This is a genomic window from Epilithonimonas mollis, from assembly GCF_900142325.1.
In the GTDB taxonomy this organism is placed as follows: Bacteria; Bacteroidota; Bacteroidia; order Flavobacteriales; family Weeksellaceae; genus Epilithonimonas; species Epilithonimonas mollis.
In genome coordinates, this window is record NZ_FRAM01000001.1 from 1,600,734 (window position 1) to 1,625,602 (window position 24,869).

A 24,869-nucleotide genomic window follows, 5' to 3' on the forward strand; every position below is an offset into this window, starting at 1 on the left:
AAAAATTTTTTCAAAGATATTTATAAAATATAATTGAAATATAATTGAAATATAATTGAAATATAATTGAAATATAATTGAAATATAATTGAAATATAATTGAAATATAATTGAAATATAATTATTCCGATTTTTTTGTTATTATGAAAAACTATATCGTGAAAATCAATTTTAAATTCGATTATAAAAACTTTCTGATCGCAATTGCCATTTTCTTTACCGAAGTTCTTATCGCAACAAAACTCAAAGATTGCTTTTTTGTAAGAACTTATCTGGGCGATGTTCTCGTTGTGATCCTGATATATTATTTTATCAAAGCATTCTTCGACATCCATTCGGCAAAGCTGATTATCGGAATTTTAATCTTTTCCTGTCTGATAGAATTTGCCCAGTACTTTCACTTTGCCGAAGTTCTCGGTTTCAAGCACAATCAATTGATGATGATTGTCCTGGGCAACTCATTCAGTTGGCTGGATATTATCTGTTATTTCGCCGGATGTGTGATTTTATTTTTAATCACAAAAATTAAATCGGAATAAAAACCACTGCGGCAACAGCAGCCAAACCGATAATAACGGAAGACAGGATATCCGGTTTTTTGATTTCCCGGACTTCACTTTTCTCGATTTCTACCATTTCTCCAGTCTTGTTTTTCCCGTAGATTTTCGTTGCATCCAACTTTACAATTTCTAATTTCTGAACTTTTGCATCTTTGGTAACGACAGTATACTTTTTATACAAGTCCAGTGAATTGTCGGTCATCGGTTTATTAGGTGTGACAACTCTGGTGTGACAAGACATCAATATCATTGGAATCGCTAAAATCCAAAGTATTTTTTTAAATAGTTTCATTATTTTATGATATAATTAAATATGGTTTCAAATTTAATAAAATATTTCATCATTTTATATTAATATCTTGAGCGATCAGCCAGGCTTCGCTCCAGCAAGCCTGGAAATTAAAACCTCCCGTAATAGCGTCTATATCAAGAACTTCACCAGCCATATAAAAATCAGGTAAAATTTTAGAACTCATTTTTTTAAAATTAATTTCTTTTAAATCTACGCCTCCTGCTGTTACAAACTCATCTTTGAAAGTCGATTTACCTGTAACTTTCAGCTTCTTCTGACAAAGATAATCAAAGATATGATTCATCTCCTTTCCGGAGAGATTTGCAATCTGTTTTTCCGGATCAATCCTGTTGACCTCCAGAATCCTGTTCCAAAACCGGTTAGTCACATCGAAGATTTTTGACTGCCCAACTGTTCTTTTGGGATGGCTGTTTTTAAAATCCTTGAATTGTTTTTCAACTTCTGCTATCGGCATCGAAATAAAATTGACCTCGATATCAAACTGATATTTTAATTGTGCAAGCTTTCTCGCTTCCCAGGCAGAAATTTTCAAAACGGCTGGTCCGGAAAGTCCCCAGTGTGTAATCAATAATGGGCCGGATTCTTCGGTTTTCAAACCTGGGATTCTGATCTCTGCATTCCCAAAACTAGTCCCGGGAATGTCTTTCAACAGATCATCCTTGATATTAAAAGTAAACAAAGAAGGAACCGGTTCAACGATTGTATGCCCCAGATTTTCAATAATCCTAAGAGATTTTGGGGAGCTACCTGTTGCATAGATAATGATATCTCCGGAAAAGTCGCCTTGTTTGGTTTTTATTAAATAATTATCCTTTTGTTTTATGATCTCCGAAACTGAAACCTGGGTTTTTATTTCAAAATTTTTACGAATTACTTCGATGGTCATTGCATTAATAATGCTTTGCGAAGAGTCCGAAACCGGGAATACCCGATTGTCTTTTTCGATTTTCAGCGGGACATTTCTGGACTCGAACCAATCCATTGTATCCCCGGGCTGGAATTTTGTGAAAACGCTCAACAATTCACGGTTTCCTCTCGGGTAGAATTGTACCAGTTCTCTGGGATCGAAGCAGGCATGTGTCACATTGCACCTTCCGCCTCCGGATATTTTTACTTTTTGCAAAACATCCGAATTTTGCTCGAGAATAATGACGTCAAATTTCTTTTCGTCGAGATTCGCCGCTGTGAAAATTCCCGCAGCGCCACCTCCAATGATTATAATTTTTCTTTTTTGAGAATTCATCGTTGCAAAATTACATTTTTAATATCCACCTCAAATGGTTAATTTTGAAGAATCTTAAAATCAAAAGAATGTCTGTATATTATCATAAATTTGAAGTGCGATGGAGTGATATCGATGCCAACCGTCACCTTGGCAATTCGACCTATGTTGACTACTGCTCACAAACAAGAATGGCTTTTCTTAACAAAAACAAAATCGGACTGACACAGCTCAACCGCTGGGGCGTTGGACCTGTTATGCTGCATGAGCGTTATTCTTTCTTTAAAGAAATCTATGCAGATCAGACGGTTTTTGTGGGTCTGGAAGTTGCTGCTTTGTCAGAGGACGGTTCTATCTACCAGTTTGTTCACAAATTCTATTTGCCAGACGGAACCCACTGTGCAACAGCGGAAGCGACTGGTGTCTGGATCGATGTTATGTTAAGAAAAACAACAACGCCGCCAGAAGATATTATGGAGGTCATGAACGCATTTAAATCTGAGAATGTGCAGACTATTTCCAGGGATTTCCTGAAAACACTGCCGTTCCGTCCAGACAACGTCGATGCCTCAATATTTTCAGAAGGTATCAAATAAAGCATTGTGAAGCTTTTTAATCCCTAATCAATTAATTATCTAAAAAAAATTATGTTAGAAGATAAATCTCAGGAACTGACCCCGATTTCTAAGCTCGGAGAGTTTGGGCTGATAAAGCATTTGACGGAACATTTTCCGATAATTCAGAAATCAACCAAAATTTCCATTGGCGACGACGCTGCAATGATTGATCCTGAAAATCAAAAAGTTGTAATTTCTACCGATATGCTGGCAGAAGGTATTCATTTCAATTTGGGTTATGTTCCTTTGAAACATTTGGGTTATAAAGCCGTTGTGGTAAACCTCAGTGATATTGCTGCGATGAACGCAATGCCAACACAGATTTTGGTTTCCGTTGCAGTTTCCAATCGTTTTCCTGTAGAAGCTCTGGAAGAGATATATGCCGGAATTGCCCTGGCGTGCAACAGATATAAAGTTGACTTAATTGGCGGTGACACAACAAGTTCCAACGCCGGACTGGTGCTAAGTGTAACTGCAATCGGTCTTGAAAATGAAGAAAAAATCGTCAAAAGGAGCGGCGCAAAAGCAAACGACCTGCTAGTCGTAACCGGAGATTTGGGAGGAGCTTATCTCGGACTTCAGATTCTGGAAAGAGAACACGCAGTATATTTGGCAAATCCGAATATGCAGCCGGAAATGGAAGGTTATGATTACATCCTGGAACGACAGTTGAAGCCTGAAGCGAGAACAGATATCAAAGCAAAATTAGCCGAACTGGATATTCTCCCGACTTCTATGATCGATATTTCTGACGGATTGGCTTCGGAGATTCTTCACCTTTCCGATCAGTCGAGAGTCGGATTCCATGTGTATGAAGAAAAATTGCCGATGGATGAATCGACAATTCATACTGCGGACGAACTGAACCTCAATCCGGCAATGGCAGCCCTGAACGGTGGTGAAGATTATGAACTTCTTTTCACAATTTCTCCTTCAGATTTTGAGAAGATTAAAAATCATCCGGACTTTACAATCATTGGTCATACAACCGATAATCCAACTGACAATGTCCTGGTCGCAAGAGGATCAAACCAGCTGATTCCGCTTACGGCACAAGGCTGGGATGCTTTTCTGAATAAAGAATAATTTTTTGGAATAAAACTTGTAAAACACAATTAAATATTAAAATAAACGATGAAAATCCTTAAAATTTCTTCTTATGCCCTTGTTGGATTAGGCCTGATGGCTTGTGTTACCAACCCCATTACCGGCAGATCATCTGTGCAGATAGCAAACAATTCGGAAATTGCTACTGCTGCTGCTTCAGAATACAGATCCACGCTTTCAAAAGCAAAAGTAATTACCGGAACTACAGATGCCAATCGTATAAAAAATGTTGGTGGAAAGATCAAAAATGCAGCTTATGCTTATTACAAAAGCATTGGCAGAGAATCGGCCTTATCAGGATACAACTGGGAATTTAATCTCATACAGGACAGCCAGCTTAATGCCTGGTGTATGCCTGGTGGAAAAGTTGCTTTCTATACAGGCATAATGCCAGTCTGTAAAGATGATAATGGGGTTGCGGTAGTGATGGGGCACGAAGTATCACATGCTCTTGCAGGTCACGGAAACGAAAGAATATCTCAGGCAATGCTTGCTCAGTACGGCGGAAGTCTTCTGGGCGGAACAATGTCCAACAGCCAGTGGGCAGGAGTTTTTGAAAAAGTTTATCCAATCGGTGCACAGGTAGGTTTGATGGCTTATGGGAGAAAACAGGAATCAGAAGCCGATGAAATGGGACTTTATCTGATGGCAATGGCCGGATATGATCCAAGAACGGCTACATCTTTCTGGCAAAGAATGGAAGCGTCTTCTACAGGAAACAGACCGCCTGAATTTTTATCTACCCACCCGAATCCGGCTAACAGAATTGCAGATCTGAATGCCGATATGCCAAAAGCCTTGCAATATTATAAAGCAGCAGGCGGTAAACTTTAAACTTTTTTAATTAATTTTAAAAACTAAAATCACAACTATGAAAAGTTTAATTATTATCGGTATAATATTATTCGGCATTGGCGGATTATTGTTTTATCTTAATGACATGGCCGTTGATCTGCGTGTGGTGTATGGTTCTCTTTGTGGAATAGGAATTGGTCTGATCATTGGAGGATTAGTGGGCTATGTAAGCAAAGGCAGTGCTGTAAAAGAAGAACAGATCAGACGCGAACTAAAGCAACTTCAGCATGAGAAGGCTGAACTTGAAAAACAAAAAGCGCAAACCGAAATTAACAGGACCTATTAGAATGACTACAAGTTTTTTATAAATTGTCCAGGAGTAGTGTTTGTGTATTTTTTGAAAATCTTATTAAAATAAGTGATATTATTAAAACCTGTAGCATAGCAGCTTTCTGCTATGCTTTTTTCTTGTGAAAGCAATATGCAAGCTTTATCTATCCTATACCTGTTTACAAACTCTACAAATGTAAGAGATGTTGCTTTTTTGAAAAAATTACAAAAAGCCGGTTTTGTAAGGTTAGCGAGATCTGCAGCCTGCATAATATCTATTTCGTTCTGATAACCGTTCTCTACGTATGTAAATACAGCTTCCAGGCGATTCCTGTTTCTGGATACAATAGTGTAAGGCATCACTTCAGTATTCATCAGTTCAAAATCTTCTTTCTTAGACAAATCAAAAAGAATTTCCAAGAGCAACAAATATCTTTTATATCCTTCAGATTCAGCTATCAATTCTAACTTCGGGATGAGTTGTTTTTTTACCTGTGAGGAAAAAAGGACGCCGTATCTTGAGATTTCCAAAAGTTTTCTGACGGCATTAGATTCAGGCTCGCCTTCCGGTAGGGAAAGAATGTCCTCCTTGAACTGTATTACGATTTCTTCGTGCGGATCTGTTGCATTGAGCCCGAAACCGGAATGTGGAATATTGGAGCCTATAAGAGCCAGCGCTCCGTCTTCAAAATGACTTTTATGATAGCCTACGTGTCTTGTGCCTTTACCATTAAGAACACAAACAATCTCAATTTCAGAGTGATAGTGATACTGCCAGTTCAGTTCGGAGATAGGAACATCTTTGATATGTAAAACTCTGAAAGAGCTATTTTCATCTGGTGTAATGTGCTCAAGTATAACCTTCATTCCAGTTAATCTTCTTTGAAAGCAAAAATAAGTAAAAGCTATTAATATTGTTCTATTTTTTATTTATTATGTTAAATAAATGTTGAATAAAACCCTATACTTTCGTATTACAAAAATGATTTCTCAAGAGAAAGTAATTTTTGTGAATTTTTAAGGTCTATATATGAAGAAGGCTGGAAATTAATTTCCAGCCTTCTCATTTTTAAATAAGATAGATGTAATTAAAAATTATAACCAATACCCACGATAAACATGCTCGGGCGGTTGTCATATCTTACTACATAATCTCCACTGACAGCATCTATCACATTTCTGGTATCTTTAGAGAAAGCACCTTCATATCTGGCGTTGATTACAAATTTTGAAAGCGTTGCCTGAGCTCCGAATTGATAACCAACGGTGAATTCGTTTTCTGCATTGACTTTAAAATCATCGTAAGTCTTTTTTGATGATAGATTGTATGATGCAACAGGCCCCACGAAAGCTGCCAATTTTCCTAGCAGAAAGTTATGTCCCACTAATACCGGAACATCAATACGGTTACTTTTCGCTTCTACCGTTACATCGTCAACGGTCAGGCTGTTCTTGAATGTAGTATAATAAACTTCCGGCATTACAAACCAACCGCCAACCGGAGACCCGATCTTAGCCGCCAGCCCGATATTGAAGCCCGCACTATTATCTCCTTTGTTTTCCCAGGCGTTGGTTGCTGTACTTTCGATATCTTTCCATTTTGCAGACGAGGTATTGAAAAGCGCATTGGCTCTCAGTCCTATTGTAACCTGCGAATAAGCCATTATTCCTAAAAATAAAGCTAATGTACTAATCAGTTTTTTACTCATTGTTTTCGGTTTTATTATTGTTGTGTGTTAAACTTGTCTGTTCATTTTCCAGCATAAACTCTCTCAACTGTTTGAATAGTTCTGAAGAATAAACGAAATCCAGAAGATTTTTATTCTTTGCTGTAGCCAGTATATCCTTGTTTCCTTCCCACTCTTTGATCCCAAGACGCAGATAAAGAATCTTCTCACCAATGGTCATTACAGAATTCATGTCATGTGTGTTGATGATGGTTGTTGTATTATATTCTTTGGTGATTTCCAGAAGCAGATCATCAATTACATTGGAGGTATAAGGATCTAACCCGGAATTAGGCTCGTCACAGAAAAGGTATTTTGGATTATTGACAATTGCTCTGGCAATGGCCACTCTCTTTTGCATTCCTCCGGATATCTCTGACGGGAATTTTTTATTCGCTTTGTCCAAGTTCACCCTGCCTATTACTTCCAGAACTTTTCTTTTCTTTTCTCTGTAAGTGAGATTGGTAAACATATCCAGCGGAAAGCTGATGTTCTCCTCCACTGTCATTGAGTCAAACAACGCACTTCCCTGGAAAACCGTTCCAATCTCTGAACGTAGGATCTGTTTTTCTTCTCGGGACATCTTCATGATATCTCTTCCGTCGAACAAAATCCCGCCGCTGGAAGGTTCATAAACATTCAGAAGGCATTTAAGAAAAACCGTTTTGCCCGAGCCACTTTGACCGATCACGAGATTTACTTTGCCCGTATCGAATGTTGTTGAAATCCCTTTGAGAACCTCAACATCATCAAAGCTTTTTCTTAATTCTTTTACTTCAATCATTAGCTCAGTAACATTTGGGTTAATAATAAATCCATGATGATAACAGAGACCATTGTCCAGACCACAGCCTGTGTACTAGCCCGTCCTACTTCCAGTGATCCTCCTTTTACATTATACCCGAAATAAGCCGGGATGGTTGCAATCAGAAAGGCAAAAACCGCAGTTTTCAGAAAGGCATACCAGATAAAATAGGATGGCATATACATTTGGATTCCAGTGATATAGTCTGCTTTGGTCCAGTTTCCTGTAGCAAGCCCTGCGATGTAACCGCCCCATATTCCGACAACGATACTAATTGCAATCAGTAATGGATTAAAGATCACACTGGCAACGATTTTTGGCAAAATAAGAAAGTTGGGCGAGTTCACTCCCATGATATCCAACGCATCGATCTGCTCTGTAACTCTCATCGTTCCGATACTGGAAGCAATATATGATCCAACTTTGCCGGCAAGGATAACGGAGATGATGGTTGGTGAAAACTCAAGAATCAGAACCACTTTCGTTGCATAGCCGATAAAACTGTTCGGAATGGGGAATGATGAAGCACTGAAATTATTGAACATCTGTATCGCAACCACTGCACCCACAAAAAAAGAGGTGAATAAAACCAGGCCAAAAGAATTGACGCCAAGGTCATAAAATTCTCTTACCAGAAGTTTTAGATAAACGTTACGCTTCTGAGGCTTATTCAGAACTTTTCCCAAAAGCATAAAGTATTCTCCGACAGATTCAAATAATCTTTTTAACATACGGCTAAATTAGGTTTTTTTTCTAATAATCAACGGGCTTTTTTATCGCCAACTACAATTAGAAAGACTGTTTTCAGAATGATTACAATATCCATACTAAAACTCCAGTTTCTGACGTAAAAAGAATCTGCGAGTACTCTTTTTTTCATTCCGATGTTCATATCACCTTCATCGCCTCTCAGTCCGCTTACCTGTGCTAGACCTGTAATACCGGGTTTTACCATACTTCTCAGGCTGTATCTGCTTATTTTGGGTTTGTAAAAATCATCCACCAGAAGCATATGCGGCCTGGGACCTACGACAGACATATTTCCTTTGAGAACATTCATGAACTGCGGCATCTCGTCCAGACTGGTTTTCCTCAGAAACTTACCAATTTTTGTTATTCTCTCATCATTATAATCTGTTGTTTTCTCAGAAGACTTTTCATTTATCTTCATGGTTCTGAACTTCAAACAGTCAAACACTTCGTCATGAAAGCCATATCTTTTCTGGATAAAAAAAGGAGAACCTTTTGAACCATCTAATTTGATAAGCAAGATAATAATCGGGAAAAGCCAGGAGCAGACAAAAACCAGAATAATGGTTGAAAATATAATATCAAAAAGACGTTTGATGGAAGAATTTGTGAAAAAATCCAAGGGATATTTGGCTTGGGATAATATCGGGACAGTTTCTATGTAATTGAATTCATACTCAAAAAACTGATTCTGAATAATATTAGGCACCAGTGATATTTTAACCTTGTTCAGTTCTGCCTGACGGAATAGATCATCTTCGAAAGTTTTTTCAAGACTGTGTTCCGAGGGCAGAAAGATTGTATGGATTCCGTTTTCTTTCCAGAACTCTATAATTTTTGGCAGATCATAATCATTTTCCTTATAGTCGTAGATTCTATAGCCGTAATCCTTACGCTGGTTGATAATATCACTAAGGATGTTAGAAGAAGCACTCTCGCCTATGAACATTACATTCCTATGGTTTTTACCAATACTTCTGATGTATTTTAACAGAAAATAAATAAATGTTTTAATCGGTATCACTACCAATAGTAGAATACCAGCAAGGTAGAAACGCTCGGTTTTCAGGAAGTCATTGTTGCTGACTTTTCCGAGCATGATGACGCCTATAAAAAAGAAAAAAACATGAATGAGTATTCTTTCCAGATATATGGTGTAAGTAACGTTTCTCGGGATATGATACAATCTTGTCCTCCCGCTCAGTAAAATCCAGAAAAAGCAAAGAAGCAGGATGGATAGTATGTTTTGCTCCAGCGTTTCCGAATCATATTTAACCTCAAAATTCCTCCAATAATAAATTACAAAAACGGATGATACCAGAATCATGTCCAGTAAAATCACAAATGCTTTGAAATAACGCGAATATCGGAGTCTTTGCATGAATCAAATTTAAGGAATATTTAGATATTTATGCGTTTGGATAGAAGATCTCCATTTCGGGTGTTCCAGGATGAAATCTGTAATTTTCGGATACATCACATCACGCTTGCTCCATTCACTCTGCAGATAGAGTTCACACTTGTCATTCACTTTCCCGCCTTGTTCCTGAGCAAATTTAAAATCATTTTGATTAAAGATAATCATCTTCAACTCACTTGCTTCTTTATAAATATCCGCGAGGGGAAGCCCTGTTTTCTTTGGCGAAAGTGTGATCCAGTCCAGATGACCACTCATAGGGTAAGCTCCCGAAGTTTCAATGTGGATGGTGCAACCCAATTCTTTCAGCTTAGACGTAAGAATCTCCAGATTCCACATCAACGGTTCGCCACCCGTGAGAACAATTGTTTTGCAATATCTCGCCGCAGTTTCTGCAATTTCTTCCGTATTCATCAACGGATGGAGTTTCGGATCCCAGCTTTCCTTTACATCACACCAGTGACAGCCCACATCGCATCCGCCCAAACGAATGAAATAGGCTGCTTTGCCGGCATGAAATCCTTCACCCTGAATAGTGTAAAAATGCTCCATTACAGGGAGCATTTTACCTTCTTGTAATAAAATATCTTCTTCTTCCTTAGTCATTATAAACCGAAGTTTTATAGGCAATGATAGTGTTTTTCATTAGCATCGCTCGCGTCATTGGCCCAACTCCTCCCGGAACTGGCGTGATCCAACTAGCCTTTTGTGCACAGCTTTCAAAATCTACATCGCCTGCAAGATGATAACCTTTTTCAGAATCATCATCTACTCTTGTAATTCCGACATCTATGATAACCGTACCTTCTTTGATCATTTCTTTTTTCAGGAAATTCGGATCGCCCAAAGCTGTTATCACAATGTCGGCTTGTTTTGTATATTCTTCTATATGTTCTGTGTAAGAGTGTGTTAACGTTACCGTAGAATTTCCCGGGAAATCTTTCCTTCCCATCAGGATGCTCATTGGTTTCCCAACGATTCTGCTTCTACCGATGATCACACAGTTCTTACCTTTGGTTTCAATATTATACCGTTCCAATAATGTCAATATTCCAAATGGTGTTGCCGGCAGGAAAGTATCCATTTCCAAAGCCATTTTTCCAAAATTCTCCGGATGGAAACCATCCACATCTTTTCTCGGATCGATGGCCATAATGATTTTTTCCTGATCAATCTGTTTAGGCAAAGGCAACTGAACGATAAAGCCGTCCACAGCTTTTGATTTGTTCAGTTCATCAATCTTTTCCAATAGTTCTGATTCCGAAACCGTACTTGGAAATTTGATCAGTGAAGACTGGAAACCAACTTCTTCACAATCTTTCACTTTGCTGTTCACATAAGCCTTGCTCGCTCCATTGTTTCCAACTAAGATTGCCACCAGATGCGGTGCCCTTCTATTGTTGGCGAGGATTCTTTCAACCTCCTCTTTGATTTCAGCTTTTACCTCTTTTGAGACCTTCAGTCCGTCTAGAATTTGTGCCATTTTTACTTTCTTTTTACTTTTTTGATTTATTAGAAAAATGAAATGTTCCTTTCCCAACATTTCATTTTTTATATTTTTTATCGGTTAGATTTATAAAAATTGATCAAACCATTTGTAGAGCTGTCGTGTGTTTCTACATTGCCTTCTGCTTCCAGCTCTGGGAGTATTTTTCCGGCCAGAACTTTTCCTAGTTCAACGCCAAATTGATCAAAGCTGAACACATTCCAAATCACACCTTGAACAAAAATTTTATGCTCATACAAAGCAATCAACTGTCCTAATGTAAACGGATTCAATTCTTTAAACAAGAATGAGTTGGTTGGCGTATTTCCTGCGAAAACTTTATATGGCAAAAGGAATTCTGTCTCTTCTTCAGTTTTTCCAGATGATTTTAATTCATTAAAAACCTCATCCTCAGTTTTTCCAAAAGCCAAAGCTTCGGTTTGTGCAAAAAAGTTTGCCAACAAAATATCTTGATGCTCGCCTACATCATTCGGAGATTTTGCATAAGCAATGAAATCCGCAGGAATCAACTCTGTTCCCTGATGGATTAGTTGATAAAAAGCGTGCTGACCGTTGGTTCCAGGTTCTCCCCAGATTATTGGGCCCGTTTCATACTCCACGAATTCGCCGTTCCTGTCCACAGATTTTCCGTTACTTTCCATATCACCTTGCTGCAAATAGGCCGCAAAACGGTCAAGATATTGTGAGTATGGCAAAATCGCATAGGTTCCGGCTGCATAGAAGTTCCTGTACCATATTCCCAAAAGTCCCATCAGCACAGGTATATTCTCTTTAAAATCTTTGGTCTGGAAATGTACGTCTGTCTCATAGGCACCTCTAAGTAGTTGTTCAAAATTTTCATAGCCTACGGATAAAACAATGCTCAATCCAATAGCGCTCCAAAGCGAATATCGGCCACCAACCCAGTCCCAGAACTCGAAAATGTTTTCTTCCGCAATCCCGAATTTTTTTACAGCTTCAATATTCGTTGATAATGCAACAAAATGTTTGGCGACATCCTCATTCTTAGCACCAGACTTCAGAAACCATTCTTTTGCTGAGTTGGCATTGGTCATAGTTTCCTGTGTGGTAAATGTTTTGGAGGCAATGATGAATAAAGTGGTTTCAGGGTTCAGGTTCTTCACAACCTCGGCCATATGATTGCCATCTACGTTGGATACAAAATGAACATTAAGCCTTGTTTTAAAATGTTTTAATGCAGAACAAACCATCACCGGACCAAGATCTGACCCTCCGATTCCCACATTGACCACATCTGTGATTTCTTTACCCGTAAAACCTTTATGAGAACCGGAAATTACAGATTCCGAAAATGTTTTCATATGATCAAGAACCTTTTTGATGCCGGGTTTGATATTCTCACCATCCACAATGATTTCCTTATCAGAAAAATCTCTCAAAGCGGTGTGAAGAACTGCTCTTCCTTCTGTTTCATTGATTTTATCGCCAGAAAACATTTTCCCAATCGCTTCTTTCAGTTGAGATTCTTCAGCCAACTTCAATAATAATTCTAAAGTCTTAGTATCCACCAGATTTTTAGAATAATCGAAAAGATAGTTGTCTGTCTGTAGTGAAAACTCCTGAAAACGATTCGGATTATAATGGAACAATGTTCTAAGTTCGAAATCGTTATTGGCAAATTGCTGATCCAGGGCTTTCCATGCAGATGTTTGTGTAGGATTTATTTTTGGTAACATATTTATAAGATTTGTTGATTGTCAGAAAGACCTGCAAATTTAAGAAAAATCGTGCACTTAATTTGGGATTAATTTCAGAGATCTGTCATATCAAAAATTCATTTTTAATTTTGTTTTTTAACGGATTAAGAACTTTTACTTTAGTCACAATAGCAAGCAAACTTCGCAAGTTTTATTTTTTTGTATTTTTGGGAACATTCAAAAGTTTAATAATGAAAGTAAAATCAATTCTTGCAACAGCAGCCGTCGTTTTTTACGTTGGCGCTAATGCCCAATCTATGAATAAGCCAACTTATCCCAAAGCTCAGAAAGGTAATCAGACAGATAGTTATTTCGGAAATCAGGTTGCAGATCCCTTCCGCGATCTGGAAAATGATTCCGAAGCCACAAAAAAATGGGTGGACGAAGAAGTAGCTTATAGCCAGAACTATCTTTCAAAAATCCCTTTCAGAGAAGCGATCAAAAATCAGCTGAGAGATATCTGGAACTACGAAAAAATATCGGCACCATTCAAGGAAGGCGATTATACTTATTATTCCAAAAATAATGGTTTGCAGGCGCAGTCTGTGATCTACAGAACCAACGATAAAACCAAAAATATCGAGGTTTTTCTGGACCCGAATCAGTTCTCGGAAAAAGGAACTACTTCGCTTTCGAGTTTATCCTTCAATAAAAAAGGAAATCTGGCCGCATATTCAATTTCAGAAGGTGGTAGTGACTGGAACAAAATCATCATTATCGATGCAATCACTAAGAAACAAATCGACGAAACTATTGTTGATGTGAAATTTAGTGGCATCTCTTGGAAAGGAGACGAAGGTTTTTATTACTCAAGCTATGACAAGCCCAAAGAAGGAACAGTTTTGTCCGGAATGACGGATAAACACAAAGTTTATTATCATAAATTAGGCACAAAGCAGTCTGAGGACCAGTTGATTTTCGGTGGTGAAAAAACACCAAGACGATATCTTTCTGCTGGTGTTTCGGAGGACCAAAGATTCCTGATCATCTCTGCAGCCAACGCTACCAATGGCAACGAATTGTATGTCAAAGATCTTAAAAACGGTGGTGATTTTGTTCAGATCAACAAAGGTTTTGACATCAATGCCGATATTGTGGACACACAAGGCGACGATCTTTTTATCTTCACGGACAAAGATGCACCGAATATGAGACTGGTAAAAGTCAGCATCAAAGATCCAAGCCCGGAAAACTGGAAAGACCTGATCCCGGAAACTGAAAATGTGTTGGGCATCTCTGAAGGAGGCGGTTATTTCTTCGCAACTTACATGAAAGATGCGATTGATATTGTGAAGCAATTCGATAAAACAGGAAAATTAATCAGAGAGGTTTCATTGCCCGGAAAAGGAAACATCTCCGGTTTTGGAGGCAAGGAAAAGGAAAAAGACATCTATTATTCTTTTACCAATTACATCACGCCGGGAACGATTTACAAGTACAATGTTGACTCAGGAAAATCTGAAATCTATCAAAAACCGAAAGTAAAATTCAATCCTGAAGATTACGTTTCGGAGCAGATTTTCTATACTTCAAAAGACGGAACGAAAATTCCTATGATGATCAATTATAAGAAAGGAACAAAACTGGACGGAAAAAATCCTACGATCCTTTATTCATATGGCGGCTTCAACATCAGCCTTCAGCCGGCTTTCTCTGTGGTGAATGCCATCTGGATGGAAAATGGCGGAATCTATGCTGTCCCGAATATCCGTGGCGGCGGAGAATATGGAAAGAAATGGCATGATGCAGGAACAAAGCAGCAGAAGAAAAATGTGTTTGATGATTTCATCGCTGCGGGAGAATACCTGCAGTCGAAAGGCTATACTTCGAAAGAATACATGGCACTTTCCGGGCGTTCCAACGGCGGACTTTTGGTTGGTGCAACCATGACGATGAGGCCGGATCTTGCAAAAGTGGCTTTCCCGGGTGTCGGCGTTTTGGACATGTTGAGATATAACAAATTCACGGCCGGAGCCGGTTGGTCTTATGATTACGGCACTGCGGAAGATAGCAAAGAAATGTTCGAATATCTGAAATCCTATTCCCCGGTTCACCAGGTGAAAGCAGGAATCTGTTATCCATCTACAATGATTATCACTAGCGATCACGATGACAGAGTTGTACCGGCTCATTCATTCAAATTCGGTGCGGAATTGCAGGAAAAGCAATCTTGCAGCAATCCGATTCTGTTGAGAATTGAGAAAAATGCAGGTCACGGCGCAGGTCGTTCTACAGAACAGGTGATCGGCGAAAACGCTGATCTGCTAAGCTTTGCCCTTTACGAAATGGGAATTAAAACTTTGAAAAAATAAGTTGAAATATGACATTGAAAACCCCTTCAGAAATTGAAGGGGTTTTTATTTTATGGGTTTTTCACTAACAGCCTGAAACCTTCTCCGTGAACGTTGATGATTTCCAGACCTTCGTCATCTTTCAGGAGTTTTCTCAGTTTTGCGATGTAAACATCCATACTTCTCGCTGTAAAATAGTTTTCTTTTTTCCAGATTTTTCTCAGAGCCAGATCTCTTGGCATAAAATCGTTTCTGTGTATGCATAACAGTTTAAGAAGTTCATTTTCTTTTGGAGATAGCTTATATTCGTTCTCGCCCACTCTTAACTGTCTCAGCATAGAATCGAAGAAGATGCTGCTGATCTTGAACTGTTCCTGATCTTCGTTTTCCAAAACTGCGCTTCTCTGCAAAATGGCTTTGATCTTGTAAAGAAGCAATTCCGTATCAAAAGGTTTTGTGATATAATCATCTGCACCGATCTGGTAGCCTTTCAGGATATCTTCACGCATGTTTCTCGCCGTCAGGAAAATAATCGGGGTGTTTTTATCAATTTTCTTTACATCCTCTGCCAGAGAAAATCCGTCTTTTTTCGGCATCATCACGTCAAAAATGCAGATGTCGAATTCTTTTTCCGTGAATTCTTTCAGACCCATTTCTCCGTCGGTAGCCAATGTCACCTCGAAGTTGTTTATTGTCAGATAATCTTTAAGAACGGCACCAAAACTCTGGTCGTCTTCTACTAATAATATTCTGTTGCTCATACTTTTATAATTGATGGTTTTATAACTTACTTCTATATTTTGTTTCTGATTTTATAATCTAAATGATCGGCAATTTAATCGTGAACATGCTTCCTTTTCCTTTATGAGACTCTACAAGAATCTGACCCTTATGGATTTCCACAATCTTTTTTACATAAGACAATCCAAGTCCCTGTCCCTTTACATTGTGAATATTCCCGGTTTCCTCGCGGAAGAATTTTTCAAAGATTTTGCCTTTATTATGTGTTTCCATTCCCATTCCTTTGTCGGAAATCTCGATTACATACCAATTTCCTTCATTTTTTGTTGTCAGTTTTATTTCCGGTGTTTCCGGCGAATATTTATTGGCATTATCAAGCAGGTTTACCAATGCATTTGACAAATGGAATTCGTCTACCAGGAAGTTATATTTTGTAGCATTGAATTCTGTTGTCAGCGTGCCTTTTCTTTCGTTGACTATCAGCCTGAAGGATTCTGCGATGCTTCTGATCAGTTCCCGGACATTGGTTTCTTTCAGATGAAGCGGCATTTCGTTACGTTCAAGCTTGGACATATTCAGAACAGTTTCCACTTGTTTTTTCATCCTGAGATTTTCCTGTTTTATCAAACCGGAATAATACTTCACCTTTGCAGGATCAGTCGCTATTTTATCATTAGCCAAAGAATCCGAAGCTACAGAAATCGTTGCCAATGGCGTCTTGAACTCATGAGACATATTATTGATAAAATCTGTTTTGATTTCCGCAATTTTTTTCTGTCTCATCATGTAATTGATCGAGATGATGTAGATCCCAAGGATCGTCAGCAATGATATGAAAGTACCCAAAAGCATCGGCAGGTTATGCTTCACCAGAGAATAATCCTTTCGCGGGAAGACCAATGCGAGCGTATAAAGTGTTCTGTCCTTGCTGTCGGTGAAAAGCGGGTAGGTATAGTTGGTCTTATCTTTTTGGTCAAGATATATATTATTGGCCACACTAGTCAGTTGATTGGTTTTATTAATAACTCCAAATCCAAATTTCGTGTCGATACCTTTCAGCCTCAGTTCTTTTGTAATAACCGAATCAATTACTTTGCTGTCTACTCTTTTTTCTATCGGCAGATTGGTCGCACTTAGCCTCGCAAATTCCTTCATCTGATAAGAATTGTTGTCGATGTCACGGCTGATGTTGGTTGTCAGTGGTTCCGGCGAGCTTCTTTTAAGCTTTAACTGTCCTTCGTCTTTGTATAATTTTGTGGTATAAAGTGTGTCACCCTTTGCAGAAACCGGAATGTTTTGCTTTTCAACAATGCTGGTCTGGAACAGGATATTCGACCGGTTCGCAGAATCGGAACTTTGCTGGATATAGGTTTTAACGGGCTGGTTGGATGATGCCAACACTTCCTTACCTACATTTTTGTAGGTGTCGTTCCAATATTTATTAACCTCGATCTGATTGACTTTTTGAGTCGATGTTTCTAACGCAGAATAGACTTTATTAGAAAAATCCTGTTCGAGCGAGGTATACAATTCTTTAATCCAGTATAGCTGTAAGGAAACGAAAACAACCAGCGAGATCGTCATGAATACAGATATAATAGGAATAAATTTGTTATTCATTATAATTTTTGATTTTGAAAAGTTAAAATTACTGCTTTTAAGAATATCTCCATAAAAAAAACGGGATACAATTATTAAATATTTCTTAAAAACAAGTTTTTTAACATTTTATTGTGAATATCAAAAATACTGCCAGAAGAAAGTTTGGTGTGATTTTTTATAATTAATTTTATAAAAAGACAAATTATGGCATCAGAAATTATTTTTAATAAGGATTCAGAAACAGGAATCTATGTAATGAAAGTTTACAAATCGGACGTTTCGGAATTATGGGATTATTTCACAAAATCCGAATTGATAGACCAATGGTGGGCACCAAAGCCGTGGAAGTGCGAAACTGAAAAAATGGATTTTAGAGAAAATGGAATCTGGTTATACGCAATGACAGGATTGGACGGTGAAAAGCATTTTGCTGTCGCCCAATATGGTGAAATCATGCCTCACAGAAGTATTTCCTGGAGTGATGCATTTTCTGATGAGAAAGGGAAAGTAAGAACCGACTTGCCACAAACATCCTGGTTGATTGGTTTTACCGGAATCGATGAAGGTACAAGAATGACCTTTAATATCCACTTCAACGCCAAGGAAGAAATGAATCAGATCATCGAAATGGGTTTTGAAGAAGGTTTCAGAACGGGATTGAATCAGTTGGAAGATTTGTTAAATAGTTGAAATTCATAATCCTGAACCTTCCAAAGATCAATCCATATCAATCTCTCCATCAATAAAATACTGAATAATCGCTTTTTTCATCAGAAGCGATTGTTCATTCGGTTTTAGTTCAGGAAGGTCATCCAGTTTTTCAAACTGCGGCCAGCCATCTTCATAATGCGTAAATTTGTAATATCCAAAAGGTTCCAGCAACCTGCAAACTGCAATATGAACCAAGTTAACCTTATCATCTTTCGTGAATTTCTGTTGTCCGCTTCCCAATTCCTGCACCCCGATAATGAACAGAAAAGTTTCTATAGGTGGATTTTTTTCAGTTTGAAAGTTGACTTCAAAAAAACGTTCTATTTTTTTCCAGATTTCGGATTCCTTCATAATTAATTTTTTAACGCTTCAGCTTTAAGTAAAAATGCATATTCCAGCGCAATTTCTTTCAGACTTTCAAATCGACCGCTTGCACCGCCGTGTCCGGAACTCATATCGGTTTTGAAAATCAGAATATTATTATCCGTTTTCATGTCCCGCAGCTTTGCAGTCCACTTGGCAGGTTCCCAATATTGTACCTGGGAATCGTGTAAACCTGTTGTAATCAGGATATTTGGATAATCCCTCGCTTCGATGTTATCGTAAGGTGAATAAGATTTCATATAATCATAATATTCCTTCTCTTTGGGATTTCCCCATTCGTCATATTCTCCCGTGGTCAGCGGAATAGTATCATCCAGCATCGTAGTTACCACATCTACAAAAGGAACCTGTGCCACGATCCCGTTGAAAAGTTCAGGATTGTAATTCATCACTGCGCCCATCAGAAGTCCGCCGGCACTCCCACCCATTGCGTAAAGGTGCTTGGGAGAAGTATAATTATTTGAAATCAAATACTTTGAAGCATCGATGAAATCAAAAAATGTATTTTTCTTTCGCAGCATTTTTCCGTCTTCGTACCATTCACGGCCAAGATATTCTCCACCTCTGATGTGTGCAATGGCGTATATGAAACCTCTGTCCAAAAGGGATAATCTTATGCTGGAAAAACTTGCATCAACCGTATGTCCATAACTTCCATAACCGTAGAGTAAAAGCGGTGTTTGTGCTGATTTTTCTGTGTCTTTGTGATAGACCAGCGAGATTGCTACTTCTTTTCCGTCCCTTGTGTTGGCCCAGATTCTTTCGGAAATGTAATCTTCCGGGAAGAATTTTCCACCCAGAACTTCCTGTTGTTTAAGAAGCGTGGTTGTTTTATTCTTCATGTTATATTCATAAGTTGATGAAGGCTTCGTTAAAGAAGTATATCCGAAACGAAGAATATCTGTGTCAAACTCCAGATTGATCCCGATATAAGCAGTGTAAGTAGGGTCAGAAAATTGAAGATAATGGGAACTATTGGTTTGATTATCAATAATGTTAATTTGTAAAAGTCCTTTCTTCCGTTCTTCCAGCACAAAATAGTTTTTGAAGATCTCGAAACCTTCAAGCAAAACATCTTCTCTGTGCGGGATATAATCTTCCCAGTATTCCATCGCCGGGGTTTCTACTTTGGTCTTTACGATTTTGAAATTCGTAGCATCATCAGCATTTGTGATGATGTAAAATTCTCCTTTGTAATGTTCTACAGAATATTCCAGATCCTCGGTTCTGGGCTGTACGATATTCCATCTCGCATAGACATTGTCTGCCGGGATGAACCTCATCTCGTCCTCGTTGGTGGAAGAAGAAGCGATAAAAATATATTCCAGCGATTTGGTTTTGAAGAGACCGACATCAAAGGTCTCATCTTCCTCATGGAAAATCAGAACATCATCCTTGGGATCTGTGCCTAATTTGTGCCGATAGATCTGAAAAGCTCGAAGGCTTTCATCTTTTCTGATGTAGAAAACATGTTCATTATCATTGGCCCAGACTGTTTTTCCGGTAACATTCTCGATCACATCGGGGTATACTTCCCCTGTTTTAAGGTTCTTGAAAAAGATTTTATAGATTCTTCTTCCCACATTATCCGTAGAATAGGCGATGATTTCGTTATTGACGCTTACAGAGATGCTTCCGGTTTCAAAAAAAGATTCACCTTCTGCAAGGATGTTGACATCGAGAAGAATTTCTTCTTTATTTTCAAGCGTTTGAAACTTCCTGGAGAAGATGGGATATTCTCTTCCATCTTCATAACGAACGATATACCAGTAGCCGTGAAAAAAATAAGGCAGAGATTCGTCATCTTTTTTATAGCGGGATTTCATCTCCTCGTACAATTCGTTCTGAAGATCTTCCGTATCCTTCATCACAAAATCAGTGTAGTTATTTTCTTCCTCAAGATACTGGATAACGTCCGGATTTTCCCTTTCCTTCATCCAGAAATAAGGGTCGATCCTTTTATCGTTATGAATCTCTAGAAGTTTTTCTATTTTTTTTGCTTTTGGAGCGTCCATTTTTTATAAAATTATTCTGAATATATTCAGATTAAACAAATGTAAACAAAAAACCATCTTCAGATAGAAGACGGTTTATATTGATGTCAATAAAGATTTATTTATTGATGCTTCTGATATATTTTTCTATCGCCATTGTCATAGACGGCGTTTCTTTCGTTGGCGCCATCACATTCACTGTCAGGTCGGCTTCTTCTGCTGCTGCCTGAGTTGTTGTTCCGAAAACGGCAATTTTTGTATCCTCCTGTTTGAAATCGGGGAAATTGATCGCCAATGATTTAATTCCCTGCGGACTGAAAAAAACCAACATATCATAATCTTTTACGTTGATATCCGTCAGGTCACTCGCTACAGTTTTGTACATGATTGCCCTTGTCCAGTCCAGGTTAGCTGCATCCAAAACCCTTGGGATTTCCGGCGTCAGGATGTCGGATGATGGTAAAAGATACTTCTCTGCAGGATGCTTCTTAAATAAAGCTGCAAGGTCAGAAAAGTTCTTCTCGCCGAAGCTGATCTTCCTTTTTCTGTAAACAATATGTTTCTGAAGGTAGTTGGCAATCGCTTCCGACTGGCAGATGTAACGCATAGAATCCGGAACAGTAAACCTCATTTCCTCAGCAAGACGAAAGTAGTGATCTACTGCATTTTTGCTGGTGAAAATGATGCCTGTATATTGCGTCAGGTCTATTTTCTGCGTTCTGAGTTCTTTTGCATCCACACCTTCTACATGAATAAACGGACGAAAATCGATTTTGATTTTCTCTTTTTTAGCAATTTCCAAATAAGGCGACGATTCATTCGGAGCAGGCTGTGAAACTAAAATAGATTTGATTTTCATCTCAAAATGTGTATGTTACATTTAATAAAACAAGAACTTCCAAAGTACCAATACCGGTACTATTTGGAGCGTGCAAATATACAAAAATTTATAATACCACTTTTCTGGCAGTATCGGTTGCCTATGGAAAAGATATATCATGTTTTTCAAAATGAAAGAGCCTGCAAGCAGACCTATTATTAAATAAAAATATCGTACCAAATCTATTGGATAATAATAAAGGCCAAAGCCCAGAATAATAAAAGCAATCGACTCCAGGAAAAAAAACTTGCTGGCGATGAGTGTGAGCCCTTTCAGATTTTTTCCACTTCCGATGCTGGAATAGAAGAGAAATGTGAGGAAATTCCGGACCAGGTCGAATAAAAGCAATGAAACGAATGTGAACCCGAATTTATTAACATGCAATCCAAATAACTGAATATCAGAAAATCCTTCCGGAACTAAAGGAACGAACTGAGAAAGGAGCAAAGCAATCATGATACATCTCACCACAGACACAATAATCCAGGTCGGCATCAGGTTGCTGGAATCTTCCATCTTCTGCATCAGAAAATCCCTGATGTTGGCGTCCCTCTGGAACAAAGACAGAAGGATGATGTATACAAATATACTCCCTAGAATACAATATACCACCCAATCATTATGCTCCGTAATCCTTACCAAAGGTCAATTTTTTTGCAAAAATAAGAATTTGATTAACGCATATCATATTTTAGCGATTAATTATTTATAAAAAATATCATTTGTAGTTTTATCAACTGAGCAGAAAGAAACTCCTCTTGAAAATATTATCTTAAAAGAAAGTATGTCTTGTTTTACAAATAGTTTAATTTCTTATACCCTTCAGATTGCTGTCAAAAGCTACGATATAAATATTTCTCTTCACAGCATGGTATAAATCTTAAAAGAAAAAACCTAACTTTACACTAAAAATTGAGATTATGGATGATTTTCTAGCTGCCCGATCTCAGATGGCCGTTTCTTTGGGGTTTCATATCATATTTTCCTGTGTTGGGATGGTGATGCCGTTTCTGATGGCTTTTTCCCATTACAAATATCTTACAACAAAAGATGAAGTCTACAAAGGGCTCACCAAGGCATGGAGTAAAGGGGTAGCTATTCTTTTTGCGACCGGCGCTGTATCCGGGACGATGCTGTCCTTTGAATTGGGACTGCTATGGCCAAGGTTTATGGAACATGCCGGACCAATCTTCGGAATGCCCTTTTCATTGGAGGGAACTGCCTTTTTTATAGAAGCCATTGCGATCGGTTTTTTTCTGTACGGATGGGAAAAGTTTAATAAATGGTTTCATTGGTTCTGCGGCGTTGTAGTTGGTGTCAGCGGATTGGCTTCCGGGATTCTTGTTGTGGCAGCGAATGCCTGGATGAACAGTCCTGCCGGATTTGATTATGTCAATGGAAAATATCTCAATATCGATCCTATAAAAGCCATGTTCAATGATGCCTGGTTTCCGCAGGCTTTCCACATGACGGTAGCGGCGTTTGCTGCCACAGGATTTGCTGTCGCCGGGATCCATGCTTTGATGGTACTTAAAAAAAGGAATATCAGCTTCCACACCAAAGCATTCAGGATATCAGCCGGCTTTGCAGTAATTGGTGCTTTATTAGCACCTATCAGTGGTGATATCGCTGCAAAATCTATTGCAAAAAGACAGCCCATAAAACTGGCAGCAATGGAAGCACACTTCGAGACCGAAAAAGGTGCAAGCTTTGTGATCGGCGGCGTTCCGGATGAAGAGAATGAGCAGATAAAATATGCGATCAAAATCCCAAAAGTTTTGAGCTTTTTGGCCTGGGGTGATTTTGATGCTGAAGTCAAAGGTCTGAAGGATTTTCCAAAAGACCACTGGCCGCCGGTTGCAGTCGTGCATTACGCCTTTCAGATTATGATTTTTTTCGGGGTGATAATGATGGTTATTGGTGTTTTGTATCTTATTGCCAATTTCTGGAAAAGAAACTGGCTTACAAAAACATGGTATCTGAAAACCTTTGTTGCTGCAATTCCTTTCGGGTATATTGCTTTGGAAGCAGGCTGGACGGTAACTGAAGTCGGGCGGCAGCCATGGATCATCTACGGAGTTATGAAAACCATAGATGCCGTGACACCTATGCCGGGAATCCAGTATTCTTTTTATTTTTTTACATTGATTTTCATATCATTATCGCTGATCATTCTGTTCCTTTTAAGAAGACAGATCCAGATGGTTCCGAAACTATACGATCCCACCGATCCGAATTATAATCCTAAAAACAAGAAGTCATGATCTATGTAGTTATAGCATTTCTGTGGGTTTCCATTTGCCTTTATGTGATCACAGGCGGAGCAGATTTCGGGGCAGGGATTATTGAGCTGTTTTCCAGAAAATCTTATCGTGATAAGACGATGAAAGTTATGTCAAAATCCATTGCACCAATCTGGGAAGCCAATCATATGTGGCTGATTATTGCTGTTGTGATTTTATTTGTCGGTTTCCCGACTATCTACACCACGGTTTCCACATACCTTCATATTCCGTTGGTTCTGATGCTGATCGGGATCATTGCAAGAGGTACTTCCTTTACTTTCAGGAACTACGATGCTGTTAACGACAGCTGGCAAAAACTGTATACCCAGATTTTTTATTATTCCAGCCTGCTGACGCCATTCTTTTTGGGAATCATTGCGGCGGCCACCATTTCCGGGTCTATCGATACTGAAGCGAAAGATTTTCTGAGTTTATATATTTTCAGTTGGCTGAATCCGTTCGGGGTTTTTGTCGGCTTTTTTACGATCGCACTTTGTGCTTATCTGGCTTCGTTATTTTCTCTTCACGAAGCGAGATTCAGCGATGCTTTGCCGATTATGATAAAAAAAGCCAGAGAAACAGCCATCTATGTTATTATTACTGGCGTAATGGTTTTTATAAGTGCCTATTATTCGGATATTCCTTTATTGAAATGGATCTTTTCAAAGGCTTTGGGAATCATTGTAATTACTTTTGCTACCGTCAGTCTTTTATTTACCAATGAAGCGATTAAAAAAAGACAGTTTTTGCTGGTAAGGGCATTTGGAGGTTTCCAGATCGTCATGATTTTAGTTGCGGCTACCTATCAGCATAACCCGAATATTATTCTTTTTGCAAACGGAAGCCATCTTTCGCTGTTCGATGAAAGTGCTGCCCCGAAAACCATTGCCGCCCTTGGATGGGCTTTAGTTTTGGGAAGTATTTTTATTTTACCATTCCTTTTTTATCTGCTGTTATCCTTCGGAGACCAGAGCAGAAAAGAGCCTGCGAATCGCATGCAGCCCGACCTGAGTGGAGCTCATCCGCCGGAGGTGGATAGCGGGAACGGAGGGCGGAAATAGCTGCCCAAGTAAAAATTTCGGAAGACGGAATACCCGTTTAAAGCCCTTTCCA

The 24,869-nt window shown here is 38.7% G+C and carries 25 protein-coding genes; 9 read left to right on the plus strand and 16 right to left on the minus strand.

Annotation, left to right across the window (positions count from 1 at the left end):
• The first annotated feature begins 143 nt into the window (after positions 1-143).
• Positions 144-539: a ribosomal maturation YjgA family protein gene (locus BUA97_RS07240; protein ID WP_072997126.1), complete on the plus strand. Its 396-nt coding sequence runs from the start codon at positions 144-146 to the stop codon at positions 537-539.
• Here BUA97_RS07240 and BUA97_RS07245 read toward each other — a convergent pair.
• Positions 526-852 carry a bacteriophage spanin2 family protein gene (locus tag BUA97_RS07245; RefSeq protein ID WP_072997127.1) on the minus strand — a complete coding sequence of 109 codons (327 nt, stop codon included), beginning with the start codon at positions 850-852 and terminating at the stop codon, positions 526-528. The two genes, BUA97_RS07240 and BUA97_RS07245, sit on opposite strands and share 14 nt — an antisense overlap.
• Before the next feature lie 49 nt (positions 853-901).
• A complete protein-coding gene (locus BUA97_RS07250) occupies positions 902-2,116 on the minus strand; it encodes a BaiN/RdsA family NAD(P)/FAD-dependent oxidoreductase (RefSeq protein WP_072997128.1) in 1,215 nt (404 codons plus the stop codon).
• A gap of 68 nt (positions 2,117-2,184) precedes the next feature.
• Between BUA97_RS07250 and BUA97_RS07255 the strand changes: the two genes are divergently transcribed.
• From BUA97_RS07255 to BUA97_RS07270, 4 genes are read left to right on the plus strand one after another with little or no spacing between them, the layout of a single operon-like run.
• Positions 2,185-2,691 carry an acyl-CoA thioesterase gene (locus BUA97_RS07255; protein WP_072997237.1) on the plus strand — a complete coding sequence of 169 codons (507 nt, stop codon included), beginning with the start codon at positions 2,185-2,187 and terminating at the stop codon, positions 2,689-2,691.
• Positions 2,692-2,742: 51 nt separating this feature from the next.
• Complete coding sequence (gene thiL, locus BUA97_RS07260; protein ID WP_072997129.1) at positions 2,743-3,798, plus strand: thiamine-phosphate kinase; 1,056 nt, start codon at positions 2,743-2,745, stop codon at positions 3,796-3,798.
• 48 nt (positions 3,799-3,846) lie between these two features.
• Positions 3,847-4,653, plus strand: coding sequence for a M48 family metallopeptidase (locus BUA97_RS07265; protein ID WP_072997130.1), 807 nt, complete (start codon positions 3,847-3,849; stop codon positions 4,651-4,653).
• A 37-nt stretch (positions 4,654-4,690) separates the two neighbouring features.
• Positions 4,691-4,960, plus strand: coding sequence for a lipopolysaccharide assembly protein LapA domain-containing protein (locus BUA97_RS07270; protein ID WP_072997131.1), 270 nt, complete (start codon positions 4,691-4,693; stop codon positions 4,958-4,960).
• A 5-nt stretch (positions 4,961-4,965) separates the two neighbouring features.
• Here BUA97_RS07270 and BUA97_RS07275 read toward each other — a convergent pair whose 3' ends face one another.
• The 8 genes from BUA97_RS07275 to pgi all read right to left on the minus strand — a co-directional run bounded on the left by BUA97_RS07275 (position 4,966) and on the right by pgi (position 12,847).
• Positions 4,966-5,811: an AraC family transcriptional regulator gene (locus tag BUA97_RS07275; protein WP_072997132.1), complete on the minus strand. Its 846-nt coding sequence runs from the start codon at positions 5,809-5,811 to the stop codon at positions 4,966-4,968.
• A 221-nt stretch (positions 5,812-6,032) separates the two neighbouring features.
• Positions 6,033-6,653: an outer membrane beta-barrel protein gene (locus BUA97_RS07280; protein ID WP_072997133.1), complete on the minus strand. Its 621-nt coding sequence runs from the start codon at positions 6,651-6,653 to the stop codon at positions 6,033-6,035.
• Positions 6,646-7,455: an ABC transporter ATP-binding protein gene (locus BUA97_RS07285; protein WP_072997134.1), complete on the minus strand. Its 810-nt coding sequence runs from the start codon at positions 7,453-7,455 to the stop codon at positions 6,646-6,648. The genes BUA97_RS07280 and BUA97_RS07285 overlap by 8 nt, the downstream gene beginning before the upstream one ends.
• Positions 7,455-8,207 (minus strand): MlaE family ABC transporter permease, encoded by a 753-nt coding sequence (locus BUA97_RS07290; protein WP_072997135.1) that lies wholly within the window; start codon positions 8,205-8,207, stop codon positions 7,455-7,457. Before BUA97_RS07290 ends, BUA97_RS07285 begins: the two co-directional genes overlap by 1 nt.
• A 29-nt stretch (positions 8,208-8,236) precedes the next feature.
• On the minus strand, positions 8,237-9,607 hold the full coding sequence (locus BUA97_RS07295) for an exopolysaccharide biosynthesis polyprenyl glycosylphosphotransferase (protein ID WP_072997136.1): 1,371 nt from the start codon (positions 9,605-9,607) through the stop codon (positions 8,237-8,239).
• A gap of 9 nt (positions 9,608-9,616) precedes the next feature.
• Positions 9,617-10,249, minus strand: coding sequence for a 7-carboxy-7-deazaguanine synthase QueE (locus BUA97_RS07300; protein ID WP_072997137.1), 633 nt, complete (start codon positions 10,247-10,249; stop codon positions 9,617-9,619).
• A complete protein-coding gene (locus BUA97_RS07305; RefSeq protein WP_072997238.1) occupies positions 10,242-11,126 on the minus strand; it encodes a bifunctional 5,10-methylenetetrahydrofolate dehydrogenase/5,10-methenyltetrahydrofolate cyclohydrolase in 885 nt (294 codons plus the stop codon). Before BUA97_RS07305 ends, BUA97_RS07300 begins: the two co-directional genes overlap by 8 nt.
• Before the next feature lie 77 nt (positions 11,127-11,203).
• Entirely contained in the window at positions 11,204-12,847 is a 1,644-nt protein-coding gene (gene pgi, locus BUA97_RS07310) for a glucose-6-phosphate isomerase (protein WP_072997138.1), read from the minus strand.
• A gap of 212 nt (positions 12,848-13,059) precedes the next feature.
• Between pgi and BUA97_RS07315 the strand changes: the two genes are divergently transcribed.
• Positions 13,060-15,180 carry a prolyl oligopeptidase family serine peptidase gene (locus tag BUA97_RS07315; RefSeq protein ID WP_072997239.1) on the plus strand — a complete coding sequence of 707 codons (2,121 nt, stop codon included), beginning with the start codon at positions 13,060-13,062 and terminating at the stop codon, positions 15,178-15,180.
• Positions 15,181-15,230: 50 nt separating this feature from the next.
• Here the strand turns inward: BUA97_RS07315 and BUA97_RS07320 are convergent, their stop codons facing one another.
• Both BUA97_RS07320 and BUA97_RS07325 read right to left on the minus strand, forming a co-directional pair.
• Complete coding sequence (locus BUA97_RS07320) at positions 15,231-15,920, minus strand: response regulator transcription factor (RefSeq protein WP_072997139.1); 690 nt, start codon at positions 15,918-15,920, stop codon at positions 15,231-15,233.
• Between the two features lie 58 nt (positions 15,921-15,978).
• Positions 15,979-17,520 carry a sensor histidine kinase gene (locus BUA97_RS07325; RefSeq protein ID WP_072997140.1) on the minus strand — a complete coding sequence of 514 codons (1,542 nt, stop codon included), beginning with the start codon at positions 17,518-17,520 and terminating at the stop codon, positions 15,979-15,981.
• A gap of 186 nt (positions 17,521-17,706) precedes the next feature.
• Here BUA97_RS07325 and BUA97_RS07330 point away from each other — a divergent pair, with 186 nt between their 5' ends.
• Complete coding sequence (locus BUA97_RS07330; protein WP_072997141.1) at positions 17,707-18,192, plus strand: SRPBCC family protein; 486 nt, start codon at positions 17,707-17,709, stop codon at positions 18,190-18,192.
• Between the two features lie 27 nt (positions 18,193-18,219).
• On the opposite strand, the gene BUA97_RS07335 is transcribed toward BUA97_RS07330, so the two are convergent.
• The 4 genes from BUA97_RS07335 to BUA97_RS07350 form a co-directional block, all read right to left on the minus strand.
• Positions 18,220-18,564: a hypothetical protein gene (locus tag BUA97_RS07335; protein WP_072997142.1), complete on the minus strand. Its 345-nt coding sequence runs from the start codon at positions 18,562-18,564 to the stop codon at positions 18,220-18,222.
• Between the two features lie 2 nt (positions 18,565-18,566).
• A complete protein-coding gene (locus BUA97_RS07340; protein ID WP_072997143.1) occupies positions 18,567-20,612 on the minus strand; it encodes a S9 family peptidase in 2,046 nt (681 codons plus the stop codon).
• Between the two features lie 97 nt (positions 20,613-20,709).
• Positions 20,710-21,450 (minus strand): uroporphyrinogen-III synthase, encoded by a 741-nt coding sequence (locus BUA97_RS07345; protein ID WP_072997144.1) that lies wholly within the window; start codon positions 21,448-21,450, stop codon positions 20,710-20,712.
• 21 nt (positions 21,451-21,471) lie between these two features.
• Complete coding sequence (locus BUA97_RS07350) at positions 21,472-22,113, minus strand: DUF4271 domain-containing protein (protein WP_072997145.1); 642 nt, start codon at positions 22,111-22,113, stop codon at positions 21,472-21,474.
• Between the two features lie 278 nt (positions 22,114-22,391).
• Between BUA97_RS07350 and BUA97_RS07355 the strand changes: the two genes are divergently transcribed.
• Positions 22,392-23,735 carry a cytochrome ubiquinol oxidase subunit I gene (locus BUA97_RS07355; protein ID WP_072997146.1) on the plus strand — a complete coding sequence of 448 codons (1,344 nt, stop codon included), beginning with the start codon at positions 22,392-22,394 and terminating at the stop codon, positions 23,733-23,735.
• Entirely contained in the window at positions 23,732-24,817 is a 1,086-nt protein-coding gene (locus BUA97_RS07360; protein ID WP_084081271.1) for a cytochrome d ubiquinol oxidase subunit II, read from the plus strand. Before BUA97_RS07355 ends, BUA97_RS07360 begins: the two co-directional genes overlap by 4 nt.
• Positions 24,818-24,869: the final 52 nt, after the last annotated feature.